At 56.5% G+C, this 15,539-nt stretch carries 13 protein-coding genes and 2 pseudogenes; 5 read left to right on the plus strand and 10 right to left on the minus strand.

The window, feature by feature from the left end; translation table 11 throughout:
* Positions 1–42 precede the first annotated feature (42 nt).
* Together ttcA and ABLV04_RS07530 are read right to left on the minus strand one after the other, a co-directional pair.
* Positions 43–978 carry a tRNA 2-thiocytidine(32) synthetase TtcA gene (gene ttcA, locus ABLV04_RS07525; protein WP_023289425.1) on the minus strand — a complete coding sequence of 312 codons (936 nt, stop codon included), beginning with the start codon at positions 976–978 and terminating at the stop codon, positions 43–45.
* A gap of 48 nt (positions 979–1,026) precedes the next feature.
* Positions 1,027–1,461 (minus strand): annotated as a pseudogene (locus tag ABLV04_RS07530) (tyrosine-type recombinase/integrase); the annotation flags it as partial.
* A gap of 446 nt (positions 1,462–1,907) precedes the next feature.
* Here ABLV04_RS07530 and ABLV04_RS07535 point away from each other — a divergent pair.
* Together ABLV04_RS07535 and ABLV04_RS07540 are read left to right on the plus strand one after the other, a co-directional pair.
* Positions 1,908–2,228 carry a TonB family protein gene (locus ABLV04_RS07535; RefSeq protein ID WP_135719469.1) on the plus strand — a complete coding sequence of 107 codons (321 nt, stop codon included), beginning with the start codon at positions 1,908–1,910 and terminating at the stop codon, positions 2,226–2,228.
* Between the two features lie 496 nt (positions 2,229–2,724).
* Complete coding sequence (locus ABLV04_RS07540; RefSeq protein WP_025999099.1) at positions 2,725–2,982, plus strand: bacteriocin immunity protein; 258 nt, start codon at positions 2,725–2,727, stop codon at positions 2,980–2,982.
* Between the two features lie 291 nt (positions 2,983–3,273).
* Here the strand turns inward: ABLV04_RS07540 and ABLV04_RS07545 are convergent.
* The 5 genes and pseudogenes from ABLV04_RS07545 to nifJ form a co-directional block, all read right to left on the minus strand.
* Positions 3,274–3,441, minus strand: a pseudogene (locus ABLV04_RS07545) (SOS response-associated peptidase); the annotation flags it as partial.
* Positions 3,442–3,768: 327 nt separating this feature from the next.
* Positions 3,769–4,203 carry a universal stress protein UspF gene (uspF, locus tag ABLV04_RS07550; RefSeq protein ID WP_023289426.1) on the minus strand — a complete coding sequence of 145 codons (435 nt, stop codon included), beginning with the start codon at positions 4,201–4,203 and terminating at the stop codon, positions 3,769–3,771.
* A gap of 81 nt (positions 4,204–4,284) precedes the next feature.
* Positions 4,285–4,497, minus strand: a complete 213-nt coding sequence (locus tag ABLV04_RS07555; RefSeq protein ID WP_023289427.1) for a KTSC domain-containing protein — start codon at positions 4,495–4,497, stop codon at positions 4,285–4,287.
* Positions 4,498–4,641: 144 nt separating this feature from the next.
* Positions 4,642–5,766 (minus strand): porin OmpK37, encoded by a 1,125-nt coding sequence (ompK37, locus tag ABLV04_RS07560; protein ID WP_180265666.1) that lies wholly within the window; start codon positions 5,764–5,766, stop codon positions 4,642–4,644.
* A gap of 358 nt (positions 5,767–6,124) precedes the next feature.
* Complete coding sequence (gene nifJ / locus ABLV04_RS07565; RefSeq protein ID WP_348815553.1) at positions 6,125–9,652, minus strand: pyruvate:ferredoxin (flavodoxin) oxidoreductase; 3,528 nt, start codon at positions 9,650–9,652, stop codon at positions 6,125–6,127.
* Between the two features lie 361 nt (positions 9,653–10,013).
* On the opposite strand from nifJ, the gene ABLV04_RS07570 reads away from it, so the two are divergent.
* On the plus strand, positions 10,014–10,277 hold the full coding sequence (locus ABLV04_RS07570) for a DUF333 domain-containing protein (protein WP_008805145.1): 264 nt from the start codon (positions 10,014–10,016) through the stop codon (positions 10,275–10,277).
* Positions 10,278–10,308: 31 nt separating this feature from the next.
* Here ABLV04_RS07570 and hslJ read toward each other — a convergent pair whose 3' ends face one another.
* The 3 genes from hslJ to ABLV04_RS07585 all read right to left on the minus strand — a co-directional run bounded on the left by hslJ (position 10,309) and on the right by ABLV04_RS07585 (position 12,509).
* A complete protein-coding gene (gene hslJ / locus ABLV04_RS07575; protein ID WP_048334938.1) occupies positions 10,309–10,749 on the minus strand; it encodes a heat shock protein HslJ in 441 nt (146 codons plus the stop codon).
* A gap of 122 nt (positions 10,750–10,871) precedes the next feature.
* The gene (locus ABLV04_RS07580; protein ID WP_032452619.1) at positions 10,872–11,861 is read right to left on the minus strand and encodes a 2-hydroxyacid dehydrogenase; all 990 of its coding nucleotides are present in this window, start codon (positions 11,859–11,861) and stop codon (positions 10,872–10,874) included.
* Between the two features lie 147 nt (positions 11,862–12,008).
* On the minus strand, positions 12,009–12,509 hold the full coding sequence (locus tag ABLV04_RS07585) for a DedA family protein (protein WP_023289432.1): 501 nt from the start codon (positions 12,507–12,509) through the stop codon (positions 12,009–12,011).
* 206 nt (positions 12,510–12,715) lie between these two features.
* On the opposite strand from ABLV04_RS07585, the gene ABLV04_RS07590 reads away from it, so the two are divergent.
* Positions 12,716–15,355, plus strand: coding sequence for a YdbH family protein (locus ABLV04_RS07590; protein ID WP_152842522.1), 2,640 nt, complete (start codon positions 12,716–12,718; stop codon positions 15,353–15,355).
* Complete coding sequence (locus ABLV04_RS07595) at positions 15,352–15,537, plus strand: YnbE family lipoprotein (protein WP_004204017.1); 186 nt, start codon at positions 15,352–15,354, stop codon at positions 15,535–15,537. Before ABLV04_RS07590 ends, ABLV04_RS07595 begins: the two co-directional genes overlap by 4 nt.
* The last annotated feature ends 2 nt before the right edge of the window (positions 15,538–15,539 follow it).

Genomic DNA, 15,539 nt, shown 5'->3' on the forward strand with positions numbered 1-15,539 from the left:
CCGAATCGCGCGGCTCCGGCGGCGGCCTGAGACGCTTTCGGGTTACTTCACTTCCACTACGTTCAGACGCAGCTCATCTAACCGGGCGTCCTCTTCCTCCGGCTGCCAGCCGGCAGGCTGCAGGGGAATCTCTTCCCGATCAAATGCCAGATCGCCGCCGTCCACCACCTCAGAACCGTGGGTGATGCCTTTAAAATCAAACAGATTAACGTCGCTCAGGTGCGAAGGCACCACGTTCTGCATCGCGCTAAACATGGTTTCAATGCGTCCCGGATAACGCTTATCCCAGTCGCGAAGCATATCGGCGATCACCTGGCGCTGCAGGTTAGGCTGCGACCCGCACAGGTTGCATGGAATGATCGGGAAGCCCTTGGCCTGGGAGAAACGCTCGATGTCTTTTTCACGGCAGTAGGCCAGCGGGCGGATGACGATGTGTTTGCCGTCATCGCTCATCAGCTTCGGCGGCATTCCTTTCATTTTGCCGCCGTAGAACATATTCAGGAACAGCGTCTGCAGGATGTCGTCGCGATGATGGCCGAGGGCAATCTTGGTGGCGCCGAGTTCGCTGGCGGTACGGTAGAGAATGCCGCGGCGCAGGCGAGAGCAGAGCGAGCAGGTGGTTTTCCCTTCCGGGATCTTCTCTTTGACGATGCCGTAGGTATTCTCTTCGACAATCTTGTATTCAACGCCCAGCTGCTCAAGATACGCCGGCAGAATATGCTCCGGGAACCCGGGCTGTTTCTGGTCGAGGTTCACCGCCACCAGCGAGAAGGAGATGGGCGCGCTTTTCTGCAGGTTACGCAGGATCTCCAGCATGGTATAGCTGTCCTTGCCGCCTGACAGACAAACCATAATGCGGTCGCCTTCTTCAATCATATTGAAGTCGGCGATCGCCTCACCGACGTTGCGGCGCAGACGTTTCTGCAGCTTATCGATGTTGTATTTCTCTTTCTTTGTAAGTTCTTGATTTTCTTGCATTATTAACGTTCTCAAAATCTTAAAGGGGCATATAGGGGGCAAAATGTGTTAAAGCCCAAGCCGGGAATTCAACATAGAAACCTGGTCGCCGTTCATCTCTTCTATCCATGTACTATAAACGTCGTACACCATTTGCGCGTTTTCATGCCCCATCTGATTGGCTATAAAAGACGGATTGGCGCCAGCCGTCAGGAGCCAGCAGGCAAAAGTATGCCGCGTATGGTACGGATTCCTGCGGCGAATGCCAGCGCGTTTTACTGCAGCTTCCCATCTGCTGCCTATACTGCTGTGCGAGTAGCAGGGTTTTTGCTCGCCTTTCCGTCTCCGCGGCATGAAAACAAGTCGCAAATTCTGTTCCTCGCTTGAGCCGTATTCCCTGTGGTGAAACGTGATAGTGGCGACCGGATGTCCAGCTGTCAGTTCATGCTGCGCTTTGAGCGCGTCCAGGGCAGGGCCGAGCAATTGTATCGTCCGGTTTCCTGCTGCTAATGCCATACCGAGGCCTTTTGCTGAGGCGCTGGTGAGAGGTAACTCGCCGGAGATGTGCCGGGCGTGAGAAACCGTAAAAGCACCTGGGAAGCAATAAAATACCCGGCAATCAGTGCCGGGTTTTGGGGCTCACATAAGATTGGAAATCTGGCTGTAAGAGAGGTGTTTACTTTACTTGACCCTAAATGATAAGTCGAAACTCCTCATTTTTTAATGGAATATAGGTGAATGGAAGCGTTATAGGGAAGGAGTAGCCCCGCGGAAGAATGGCGATGCCTCAATCCCCCGCAGAACGCAAAGCGCGCAGCTAACCCGGCTGTGATATATAATCCCCTCCATACCAGCGGGGATGTAGAAGTGGAGCCGCATCCTCCGGCGTTGCATGAAAAAGGCGTATTAGGGATCTATAGACATAAGGAAAACAACAATTGGTATCGGTTATGAAAAAAACATTACTTCTGGTTTGCGCTGTTCTTATATCAAACTTGGCACTTGCTGCAGAAAATAAAGAAGAAGTTGTGCCTGTGCGGATAAGTTGCCCTAATCCTTATTATCCAGTTTCTGCCATGGCTAATCGGGTTAGTGGCACTGTAAATTACGCTGCCTCAGTAAATGAAAAAGGGGAAGTAACTTCTGTTGAGACAACTGGTGCTGAGATCTTTTTTAGAGAAACAAGATCAGCAATGAGAAAATGCAAGTATGAGCCCGGAAAGCCAGGCATTGCGCGTGGAACCATAAGATTTCGTCCATCTCAACCGTAAATACTGCTAGCCTACCTGGATTTTGTGTACTGAGAGATCTAGCAGCCTGATGCTCTTGCAATGGGAGTCGAGCCAAGTGATGTTATGTTGGCAAGCTCTAGAGATTTACCTGGCAAAATCACTGGTTAAGGGGAGCAGGTTAGTCATGGTTGGCTGAAAAAAACTGGAGACGAGTTAGGCTCTCCTGTTCCCAGTGTGATTGCTGAAAAATTTCGTGGCTGTGAGTTTTCGAACTTTCATTCATTCGGAGAGCTTTCAGGAAGGCGGTTTCTGATACCACTGAGCTAAGTGAGCGGTTTGACAAGCTAGCTTAGGGAGTATCAAGTTAGAAACATGGTCGTTCATTCGTAAAATGAGCATGTCGGGGGAAGGCTTAAACATGAATTAGAACACGCAAAAGCTATTAAAATACCGGTGATGTGTATGGTATTGAGAACTGGCGAGTTATGATGCACAAAAAGCCATGTCGAAGTTCACTAAGCAATGGTGGTAAATGATGGACAATAAAAAAAGCATTTCTGATTACACCGAATCTGAGTTTTTAGCTTTTGTGAAAAAAATATTTAATCCGGATAATACAACCGAAGATGAAGATGTACAAAATGTTTTAGAGTTTGAACGTATCACTGAACACCCTGATGGTTCTGATGTAATTTTCTATCCTCCAAAGGGCCGAGAGGATAGTCCGGAAAGGGTTGTTAAGGAAGTGAAAGAATGGCGGGCCAGGAATGGCAAGCCTGGTTTCAAAGAGTAGCTGATCGGTACAGTTGCGTTATCTTACCTATCTTAACGTGATAATAGATGACTTCTGATTGAAACTCGCGCCGGCGGTTTTTTATTACGTTGAATTTATTATCGATGAAAGTAGCTCACAATTTTGATTTTTTATCAACCAGCCCTAAAGATGCCCTCGGAGCCTGAGCAACATCCTTAACTTATGCGCTTTGAGGGCATTCCCGAAGCAAAAGGCAATCAGAACACCAAGGTCTGCTTTCAGCATAGTGCGGGTATTATCAGGTTATTGGATTTTAATAGCCTCAATCAATTACGCCCCCTGATTCCTAACGTTGTCCACCGCTCGGAAAACGGGGTGCCATGTGAAATGATCTGCAGGTACCGCACCATCTGCAATTATCTCATTCACCTCTTTTCCTCGAATAGCCTGCCTCATCCATTCCCGGGTGGATTCAGGTACCAGGACCAGCGGCCGGCGCTGTGGGGGCTGGCTGTATGTAAATATAAAATAAATTCAGTTGGTTGGAGGGGGCACAACTTATTGGTGTTATACATTTTTACTGATTTCTTGATTTTGCAGCATGTAATAGTGGCTCAATTCATAGTGTGGCATCAGAAGAGCACGCGTTCTGCCAGCCGCTGGACAACGTGGCGCTGGCGCGTAGCAATTAATGAGGTCTGACAGACAACCGTGGCGTGTATGGTACGGATTCAGGGGCGGAATGTCCGCATCTTTCCGGCACTTTCCGCTGCGGGCAGGGGCAGAAGTAAAAATAAAAAGCCCGCCGGGCGGCGGGCTGAGGCGTTAGCGAACGACCAGCACCGAGCACTCGGCGTGGCGGACCACCGCGGCGGCGTTGGAGCCCAGCAGATAGGTGGTAATATCCGGCCGGTGCGAAGCGATGATCACCAGGTCGGCGGGTAGCGACCTGGCGAGGGCCAGGATCTTATCCTTTGGCGACCCTTCGGCAACGTGAAAATGTTTCCGATCTTCCGGGATAGAGAACTGCTTCGCGAGCTCTTTAAGCTGCGTTTCCGTCCCTTCGCGCAGCTCATCCATACCAGGCAGTTCGGCGGTATAGGCCATTCCCAGTGAGGCATAATAAGGCAGGGAAGGGATAACGGAGAGGAAATGGACCTCAGCGTCGTCAATCCGCGCTTCCGATTCAACGTGACTGATAATGCGTTCAGTAAATTCTTTATCAGAGATATCGATGGGGACAAGAATCATTCTGCTCATAAAACCTCCTGTTTAAGTATCCCCTCATATTGTACGGCATCATGGCACGTTTTGTATCATGACCGCAGTCACACTTTGACATTAACGTGGCTTGCGTTCGGGGAATTTTCCCTTTATCACGCCGTCATAAAATCGGCCTTTTGACACCACCTGTAAAAAGTCACGAAAAATACGCGGTGGAACCCCGGTATATTGCAACGGCGGCTGGTGATAAAAACAGATTTCCAGCGTGGCGGAGGCGTCATCATAGGCGACAGAGATAATTCGGGAAGATTTTACCGGGTGATGATGCATGATGGACGTCCTCGGGCAGGCACTGACTGAGCACGACTATATCACTAAACGGACGGCTATTTTAAGCTGTGGGATATATTGTTTTGTTTTAGCTGCTGCGATGCAAAGAGAGAGAAAGCCCGCCGGAACCGGCGGGCTGGCGCATCAGAACTGGTAAACCAGGCCCAGCGCGACGATGTTGTCGGTAGAAATACCGTTGTCTTTGTAGAAGCTGTCGTTGTCATCCAGCAGGTTGATTTTGTAATCAACGTAGGTGGACATATTACGGTTGAAGTAATAGGTGGCGCCGACGTCCATATATTTGACCAGATCTTTATCGGCGTAGCTGCCGGTATTATAGAGATCTTTGCCTTTGGACTGCAGGTAGGAGATAGCCGGACGCAGACCGAAGTCGAATTGATACTGAGCGGTGACTTCGAAGTTTTGCGTCTTGTTGGCCACGCCGTCATTGCCGTACGGGGTCATGTTGCGGGTTTCAGAGTAAATGGTCGCCAGGTAGATATCGTTGGCGTCGTACTTCAGACCGGCAGTCCAGGCTTCGGCTTTATCGCCGCGGGCGTTGGTCTGGGTCATCTGGTCGTTGGTACGATCAGAAGAGGTATAGGCCGCAGCCGCGCTGATGCCCATGCCGAAGTTATAGGAGGTGGAGAGACCGAAACCGTCGCCGTTGTCAAAGCGAACATCGCTGTCGCTGCTGCGGTTGTTGGTGCCGACGTTGATATCCTGGGCGTTCTGGCCTTCGTTTTTACCCTGATACTGCAGGGCGAAGTTCAGACCATCCACCAGACCGAAGAAATCGCTGTTGCGGTAGGTCGCGACGCCGTTGGCGCGGCCTGCCATAAAGTTATCCGCATAGGTGTAAGAGTCGCCGCCGAACTCCGGCAGCATATCGGTCCAGCCTTCGACGTCGTACAGCACGCCGTAGTTACGACCGTAGTCGAAAGAACCGTAATCGCCCACTTTGATACCGGCGAAGGCCAGACGGGTCCACGCCTGATCGCCGGCGCTTTCGGTATTGTTGGCCTGAACGTTGTATTCCCACTGGCCGTAACCGGTGAGCATATCGTTGATCTGGGTTTCGCCTTTAAAGCCAAAGCGAACGTAAGTTTGGTCGCCGTCTTTTTTCGAGTCGCTGGAGAAATAGTGCAGACCGTCTACCTTGCCATAGACATCTAATTTATTTCCGTCTTTATTATAAATTTCCGCCGCGTGCGCAGCGCCAGCGGCTAATAAAGCCGGAATAACGAGGGCCAGTACTTTTCTTTTCATGAAGTAATTCCTTTAACTGTTTTTATGTTCTAGCTTCCGGGAAGGAAGTGAACTCATGCTAAAGGAGCGGTCTGAGATATGGTAAGACTCAATTGTTACGATATAAGTAAAATCTAAATAAAATACTTCTGAAGTAATGGTGATAATTGTGGTGAATATATCTACAAATAATATACAAAATAAAAATTATACATATTCAGTTTGATCGCGTATTATTCGGGCGTTATATGCCTTTATTGTCATGCCAAGCATTTTTATTTGCCGTCTCATTCTGCGGAATGATTTTGTTTATCGGTAAAACGACAAGCCCGAACTTTATGTTCGGGCTTTTTTTATGGCTGCGGGAGGAAAAATAACCTTAGCTCTCGCTCGGTGATTTCTCCGCTTTGCCCGCCAGCTGGGCGAGGAAGTCGTAGCGCTTCTGCAGGTCGGCGGCCGCGTCTTTCCACAGTTGCTCCGCCACTTCCGGCTGCTGCGCATTCAGGCGACGGAAGCGTTGCTCATTGAGCAGCGTCTCAGCCAGGGCGTCTGACGGTGGGCGGGAGTCCAGCGCCAGCGGGATCTTGCCTTCTTCAGCCCGACGCGGGTCGAAGCGGTAGAGCGGCCAGAAGCCGGTAGCGGTCAGCTGACGCATCTGATCGTGGCTGAGCGCCAGATCGTAGCCATGCTCTTCGCAAGGACTGTAGGCGATGATCAGCGACGGCCCCGGATAGGCTTCCGCTTCCTGAATCGCTTTCACCGTCTGGTTCAGCTGCGCGCCCAGCGAAATCTGCGCCACATAGACATGACCGTACATCATCATGCTGACGCCAAGATCTTTGCGCGCCTTGCGTTTCCCATGCTCGCCAAACTTAGTGACGGCCCCCAGCGGGGTGGCTTTTGACGCCTGGCCGCCGGTGTTGGAGTAACACTGGGTATCCAGCACCAGAATGTTGACATTTTCCGTCAGGCTCAGCACATGGTCCAGACCGCCGAAGCCGATATCGTAGGCCCATCCGTCGCCGCCGATCAGCCAGACGGATTTCTCCACCAGCGCGTCGGCATCGGTCAGCAGCTCTTCAGCGCCTTGCACGCCGGCCAGCGCCTGACGCAGGGATGCCACCTGTTCGCGGCGCGCTTCCGGCGTCGCCTCGGCATGCAGCGCCGCGTTCAGCTCTGTCGGCAGCTGGTCGGCGAATTCGCTCAGCAGGCGCATCACGCGCTGGCGATGCTGGTCGACGGTTAAGCGGAAGCCGAGCCCGAATTCAGCGTTATCCTCAAACAGCGAGTTGGCCCACGCCGGGCCGCGGCCGTTGGCGTCGGTCGTGTACGGGGTCGAGGGCAGGTTGCCGCCGTAAATGGATGAGCAGCCGGTGGCATTGGCAATCAGCATCCGGTCGCCATACAGCTGGGTCAGCAGTTTGATATACGGCGTTTCGCCACAGCCCGAGCAGGCGCCGGAGTATTCAAACAGCGGGCTGATCAGCTGCGAAGTGCGGATATCAATACGCTCCAGTTTGCTGCGGTCGATTTCCGGCAGGTTGAGGAAGTAATCGTAATTCACTTTCTCCTCTTCCACATGCTCCAGGCGCGACATCATATTGATGGCCTTGATCTCCGGGTTCTGGCGATCTTTTGCCGGGCACACTTCCACGCACAGGTTGCAGCCGGTGCAGTCTTCCGGGGCGACCTGCAGAACGTATTTCTGCCCGCGCATATCGCGGGATTTAACGTCCAGCGAGTGCAGACTGGCAGGGGCGTTCTCCATGTCCTCCGGCGCGACCACTTTGGCGCGGATTGCCGAGTGCGGGCAGGCGGCAACGCAGTGGTTACACTGGGTGCAAAGCGCTTCCTTCCAGATCGGGATCTCTTCGGCGATGTTGCGTTTCTCCCAGCGGGTGGTGCCCATGGGCCAGGTGCCGTCCGGCGGCAGGGCGGAGACCGGCAGCGCATCGCCGAGGCCGGCCAGCATGGCGGCGGTGACCGTTTTGACGAAATCCGGCGCGGCGTCGGAGACCACCGGCGGGCGGTTCGGACTGCTGGCATTCACCGGCTGCAGCGGCACTTCCGCCAGGGACTCGCGGGCCAGGGCCAGCGCCTGCCAGTTACGTTCCACCAGCTCCTGGCCTTTGCTGCTGTAGCTTTTGGCGATGGCCGCCTGCAGTTCCGCCAGCGCGCTGTCGCCTGGCAGGATGTGAGTCAGATGGAAGAAGGCCATCTGCATCACGGTATTAATGCGCGCCCCGAGGCTACATTCGCGGGCGATCTTCGCCGCGTTGACCACGTAAAAACGCGCTGTTTTCTGATTCAGGGTGGCCTGCACTTCCTGCGGCAGGCGGGACCAGACTTCATCGGCGCTGTACGGCGTGTTGAGCAGGAAAATGCCGCCGGGCTTCAGCCGCTCGGCCATCTGGTATTTATCGATAAACTGCAGCTGGTGGCAGCCAACGAAATCGGCCTGCGAAATCAGATACGAAGAACGAATTGGCTTTTCGCTGACCCGCAGATGGGAGACGGTCAGGCCGCCCGCCTTCTTCGAGTCATAGACAAAGTACCCCTGGGAGAACCACGGGGTGGAGTTGCCGATGATTTTGATATTGTTTTTGGTGGCCGACACGCTGCCGTCGCTGCCGAGGCCGTAGAACAGCGCTTCGAGCTTGGCCTCTGCCGGCAGGGTATTTTCGCCCAGCGGTAGCGACAGGTTGGTCACGTCGTCGTAAATGCCGACGGTAAAGCGCGGCTTCGGCTGGGCGGCCTGCAGCTCATGGAATATCGCCAGCACGCATTCCGGACCGAACTCCTTGGAAGAGAGACCGTAGCGGCCGCCGATGGTCCGCGGCAGCGTCTCGCGCTCGCCGCGGTTAAAGGCTTCCGCCAGGGCGGTCATCACGTCGAGATACAGCGGCTCCGCGTGCGCGCCAGGTTCTTTGGTGCGATCCAACACCGCCACCGCCCGGGCGCTCTCCGGCAGCGCTGCCAGCAGGTGGGCGGCGGAGAACGGACGATAGAGGCGGACCTTCAGTACGCCGACTTTCTCGCCGCGGCTCAGCAGCTCATCGACCACCTCTTCGCAGGTGCCGATGGCCGAGCCCATAATGACGATGACGCGCTCCGCCTGCGGATGGCCGTAAAACTCAAACGGTTTGTACTGGCGGCCAGTGGCGGCGGCGAAGTCATCCATCGCTTTCTCGACATGATCATAAACCGCGTCGTACCACGGGTTGGTGGCCTCCCGCGACTGGAAGTAGGTGTCAGGGTTGGCCGAGGTCCCGCGGATCACCGGGTGTTCCGGATTGAGCGCGCGCTGGCGATGCTCAGCGATTTTTTCCTGCGGCAGCAGGGTGCGAATCGTGTCATCCGCCAGCGGAGCGATTTTGTTGATTTCGTGCGAGGTGCGGAAACCATCAAAGAAATGAATAAACGGCACCCGGCTTTGCAGAGTGGCGATATGCGAGATCAGTGCGAAATCCTGCGCTTCCTGAACGCTGCTGGCGCACAGCATGGCGCACCCGGTCTGGCGGACCGCCATTACATCGGAATGGTCGCCGAAGATCGACAGCGCGTGGGTGGCGACGGTGCGGGCGGCGACGTGCAGGACAAACGGCATCAGCTGGCCGGCCAGTTTGTACAGCGTGGGGATCATCAGCAGCAGGCCCTGCGATGAGGTAAAGGAGGTGGAGAGGGCGCCGGTCTGCAGCGCGCCATGTACGGCGCCAATGGCGCCTGCCTCCGACTGCATTTCGACCACGCGGGGCACATCGCCCCAGACGTTTTTCAGCCCATTGCCGGCCCAGGCGTCGGCCTGTTCCGCCATCGTTGAACTGGGCGTGATCGGGTAGATGGCGATAACTTCACTGGTGCGAAACGCGACGGAAGCGACCGCGCCATTACCATCAATAGTAATCATAGGAAGACACCCTTACATTGCGCAAAAGAATGGACGCGTAAAACCGCGACGCGCCCTGTAATTATATAAGAGGTAGTTTAGCAAACCGTTGATGCCGCCATTTTTGCATTTGTGTCCTCAATGCGGCGGCCACCCGTGACCAGATCAATATTTTGCGCGGTTCGCGGAGAAAGTGGCTTTCCAGGGCGTGAAGGCCAGCGATTGTCCGGTGGCGACCCCGGGGGAGATCAACCTTTAGGCAGAAATTTGCTAGAAAATGTTAATGAGACGCATAAATACGTACTTCCCCTCTCGACGCCGCGCGCCACGCTGCCTATTATTCTTGGGTTTGCTTTTTAAGACGTTTCCGAGGGGAGAGAAAATGCGAGCTGCGATATTAGTGGGATGTGCGGCGCTGTTGCTGTCGGCGTGCAGTAGTGAACCCGTTCAGCAGGCCACGGCGGCGCACGTCACGCCAGGAATGCGGGCGGCGATGAGCGACGCCGGTCAGGCCAACTGCGCCATGATAGGCGGCTCGTTATCGGTGGCTCGTCAGCTCGATGGTTCGGCGATTGGCATGTGCGCGTTGCCGAACGGTAAACGCTGCAGCGAGCAGGCGCTGGCGGGCGGAAGCTGCGGCTATTAATGGCAGCCCCGCAGCGGGTTCACCACGCCGGCTAGTGCATCAGGTCGGCGAGCTTATAGACCAGCGTCTGGTCGGCGGTCGCCAGCGTCAACTGGTTTTCCGTCAGATCGACCTGCGCGCCCTCGCGCAGCATCTTACCAATGGTCGCGTCAAGGGTATTGAGCTGGGCATCGTGGCACAGCATCCGGGTCATCGCCAGCGATTTAACCTTCAGCTCGCCGTCCGACACCTTACCTTCCCCGCTGAAGCCGTTGCACATATTGCCCGAAACATACATATTGCCCGTAAGAGCCATCTTCTCGCCGAAGCTCAGCTCCAGCGGCCGGTCGCCCGCGTTCACCGCCTGGCCGTTGACGCTGGTCAACACGAAACGATGATGCTGTAGCTGTTCCGCGCCGGTGGACACCTTACTGTTATAGACACAGCCGGACAGCAGCAACCCTGCCGCCAGTAATGCCGCAAATTTGTTCATTTTTACTCCAAAACATTCACATTACTAATAAAACAAAGCCAGTGTAACGGTATCGCAGCGGGGATCTGTGGGGATTATCTGAATGTGCTCCCCCGGGGAGAGGAGCACAAAAGGGAAAGGAATCAGACGATAGCGTTCGGGCAGGTTTCACCGTTGGCGACCTGCTGCAGATTGCCCAGGGTGGTCTCCGAAATGCTGATCAGCGCCTCGGCGGTGAGGAACGCCTGATGGCCGGTAAACAGCACGTTGTGGCAGGCGGAGAGGCGACGGAAGACGTCGTCCTGGATCACGTCGTTGGATTTGTCTTCGAAGAACAGATCGCGTTCGTTCTCATAAACGTCCAGCCCCAGCGCGCCGATTTTCTGGTGCTTCAGGGCATCGATGGCCGCCTGGGAATCGATCAGCGCGCCGCGGCTGGTGTTAATCACCATCACCCCGTCCTTCATCTGATCGAAGGCCTCGCGATTGAGCAGATGGTAGTTTTCGTCGGTGAGCGGGCAGTGCAGGGAGATCACGTCCGACTCCTTGTACAGCGTGGCCAGGTCAACATATTCCACCCCCAGCTCCAGCGCGGCGGCGCTTGGGTACGGGTCAAAAGCCAGCAGACGCATGCCGAAGCCTTTAAGGATCCGTAGCATCGCCACGCCAATTTTCCCGGTGCCGATCACCCCGGCGGTTTTGCCGTACATGGTGAAACCGGTGAGGCCTTCGAGGGAGAAATTGGCATCACGGGTACGCTGGTAGGCGCGGTGGATGCGGCGGTTAAGCGACATCATCATGCCGATCGCATGTTCAGCGACCGCTTCCGGCGAGTAGGCCGGGACGCGCACGACGCGCAGGCCAAGCGCTTTCGCCGCCTCGAGGTCGACGTTGTTAAACCCGGCGCAGCGCAGGGCGATATACTTCACGCCGTGGGCCTTCAGCTCCTCCAGCACCGGACGGCTGCCGTCGTCATTGACGAAGATGCATACCGCTTCGCAACCGTGGGCGGTTTTGGCGGTTTTCTCTGTCAGCAGGAAGTCGAAGAATTCCAGTTCAAAGCCGTAGGTATCATTAACGTGCTGCAGGTACTTTTTATCGTACTGCTTCGTACTGTAAACCGCGATTTTCATAAGACTTTTCTCCAGTGATTATAACGTCACGGTAGCATATTTAAAATAATCGTACAATTATTAAAAAATAGTTTAAATAGCAGGTGCTTATCCTAATTCTAGAGCATATCGCGGATTTGCGGAATCTCTTTGAAAGACAAAGTTTTTTCACCACAAACTCAGGCTTAAAGCGCCGGGGGAGAGCAGCAGAAACGGCCACAGCAGACCGGAGGTGACATTAGCCAGCTGAAACGACCACAGCGGCAGGCCGCTGGCGCCGCTGACCAGGGGCAGGGTGGCGCGCAGGGGAGAGAGGAAGCGACTGAAAAAGACCGCCCACAGCCCGCGGCGCTGAAAAAAGAGTCGGCTGCGGGCCAGCCGCTCGGCGGTCAGCCAGCGCAATTGCGTGAGGCGGTGACGATAGCGAACGCCTAACCACCACGAGAGCCAGAATCCGCCGATGGCGCCGAGGCTGGCGCTGGACCACATTAACAGGAAATGACCGAGGCTGGCGGACGCGAATGTCCCCAGCAGCAGCAGGCCGGAGGTGCCCGGGATCGCCAGCGACACCAGCGCGCAGGATTTAGTGAAGGTGAGCAGGAAAACCATCAGTAATACCAATGGATAGTGGCCCTGTGCGCTCTCAATGAGCGAGATAATTAACGACACTGTCTCTCCCGCAAGCAAAACCGAACTGGCTGGAGTGTGGCAGGTAGCGCTTAAACAAAAGCTAAATAGTGACGAGCGATCGCCGCGCCGCGATACCGGCTGGCAACTATGCTTTAACAGGTCGCAAACTTTCACTCACTGGTCGAACGTGTCACAATGGGCGCCTTTCGGCTTTTACTTATGTTGAATCAGGATATTAACTGCCCATGAAGGGTAAATATAAAGCCGCCATCGCGCTGGTGTTAGCGCTGGTGTTACTGCCGCTAACCCTGCTGTTGACGCTGACCCACTGGGTGCCGACGCTGGCGGGCATCTGGCTGCCCGTGGGGACTCATATCGCTTTGCAGGAGAGCCCGCGTCTTACGCGCTCCGCCCTGCTGATCCCCGATCTGCGCTATCTGGTGGGCGACTGTGAACTCGCCCGGGTGACCGATGCCCGTCTCTCGCGCCCCAGCCGCTGGCGGCTGCATATTGGCCAGCTGGAGATCAACAGCGCCTGCCTGAGCAAACTGCCGGCCAGCGATCCCGCGCCGGGGTCGCCGCGCACCCTCGCCGAATGGCAATCAATGCTGCCCTACAGCTGGTTAACCATTGAGAACCTGCGGCTGTCGCCGTGGGAAAAATGGCAGGGGCGGCTGGTGATGTCCTTGACGCCTGCGCAGCAGGATATCGGCTTCGCCGGGAACGATTTGAGCCTGCAGGCGCGCCTGCGCGGCCAGGCGCTCACTGTCAGCCAGTTCAGCGCCCGGCTGACTGACGATCAGCCGCCGGTGAAGCTGGTGGGGACCTTCCATCTGCCGCTGGTGCCGGATGGCCTGCCGGTCGATGGCCAGATGCAGGGTACCTTCGAATTTCCGCAGACCGCAGAATGGATCGATGCCGAGCTGGCGTGGCAGCATAATCGCGGCCAGCTGCTGGTCACCCCGCGCGGCGAGGTGGAGCCCATTCTCGACCTGCCGTGGGAGATCACCCCGGAACGGATCACCATCAGCGACGGACGCTGGCGCACCCGCTACGAGGCGTATCCGCTGAGCGGCCGCGTGGCGCTGTCGGTCGGTAACTGGCAGCAGGGCACGGAACAGATGATCGTCAGCGGCCGCTTAAATGTGCTCACCGAGGGGCATGCCGGCAAAGGCAACGCGGTGCTGAATATCGGCCCGGGCAAGTTAAGCATGGATAACAGCGACCTGCCGCTGCGGCTCACCGGCGAGGCCAAGCTGGGAGAGATGATCTTTTACGCCGCGCTGCCGGCCCAGCTCAGCGGGTCGCTGGTCAGCCCGCAGCTGGCGTTTCACCCCGGGGCGCTACTGCGTTCGCGCGGGCGGGTGATCGACGCGCTGAACATTGACGAAATCCGCTGGCCGCTGGCCGGGGTGAAGGTCACCCAGCAGGGCGTCGATGGCCGCCTGCAGGCGATCCTCCGCGCCCATGAGCAGCAGATGGGCGACTTTACGTTGCACCTGGACGGTCTGGCGAACGATTTTCTGCCCGACAGCGGCCGCTGGCAGTGGCGCTACTGGGGCGAGGGGCATTTCACGCCAATGCAGGCGCGCTGGGATGTGAAGGGCAGCGGTGAGTGGCGGGACAATGCCATTACGCTGAGCAGCCTCTCCACTGGCTTCGATAAGCTCGAGTACGGCACGATGCGGGTCAGCACGCCGCGTCTGACCCTCGAGCAGCCGATTCGCTGGCTGCGCGACGCTGAGCATCCGCGGCTGACCGGCGCGCTGTCGCTGGATGCGGCAAAAACCACCTTCTCCGGCGGCAGCTATCTCCCGGCGTCGACGCTGAAATTCGCTCTCGACGGCCGGGATCCGACGTGGTTCCAGTTCACCGGCGCGCTGCACGCCGATACCATTGGCCCGGTGCGGTTGACCGGGCGCTGGGATGGCGAACGGCTGCGCGGCCAGGCCTGGTGGCCTAAACAGTCGCTGACGGTATTCCAGCCGCTGGTGCCGCCGGACTGGAAGATGAACCTGCGCGAAGGCAGTCTCTATGCGCAGGTGGCCTTCTCGGCGGCAGCCGGGCAGGGATTTGAGGCGGGCGGCCATGGCGTCCTGAAGGGCGGCAGCGCCTGGATGCCGGATAACCAGATCAATGGCGTCGACTTCGTTCTGCCGTTCCGCTTCAGCGATGGCCACTGGCAGCTGGGCACCCGCCGTCCGGTCTCCCTGCGCATTGGCGAAATCGTCAACCAGGTCACCGCGCGCAACCTGACGGCGGACCTGCAGGGCACCTGGCCATGGAGCGAGGCCAATCCGCTGCAGCTTAGCGACGTCAGCGTCGACCTGTTAGGCGGCAAGCTGACCCTGCTGCAGCTGCGCATGCCGCAGCGCGACCCGGCGCTGATCCGTCTGCAGCACATCTCCAGCAGCGAACTGACCAGCGCGGTCAAGGTGAAGCAGTTCGCCATGTCCGGGGCGGTGAGCGGCGCGCTGCCGCTGTGGCTGGAGAACAATCAATGGATTATCCACGACGGCTGGTTGCGCAATGACGGACCGATGACGCTGCGGCTCGACAAAGATACCGCCGATGCGCTGGTGGCGGACAACGTCTCCGCCGGGGCGGCGATCAACTGGCTGCGCTATATGGAGATCTCCCGTTCATCGACGCAGATTAACCTCAACAATCTGGGCGTGCTGACGCTTAAGGCCGCCATCAACGGCACCAGCCGGGTGGACGGGAAAAGCAGTACCGTGCATTTAAACTACGCTCATGAGGAGAATATTTTCGATCTGTGGCGCAGTTTACGCTTCGGCGACAATTTACAGGCGTGGCTTGAGCAAAATGCCACGCTGCCCGTGCGGCGCTGTACGGACGGTAAGACATGTAAGGAACCTAAATGAAGAAGCTGTTACTGGCCATAGTGGCGTCGATGCTGCTCGCCGGCTGTACGCCGCGTATCGAAATTGCGGCGTCGAAAGAGCCCATCACCATCAATATGAATGTCAAAATTGAGCATGAGATCCATATCAAGGTCGATAAGGATGTGGAAAACCTGCTGAAATCCCGCAGCGATTTGTTCTGAGG

The sequence above is a fragment of the Klebsiella sp. JN_Kp127 genome, assembly GCF_040062505.1.
Taxonomy (GTDB): Bacteria; Pseudomonadota; Gammaproteobacteria; order Enterobacterales; family Enterobacteriaceae; genus Klebsiella; species Klebsiella quasipneumoniae.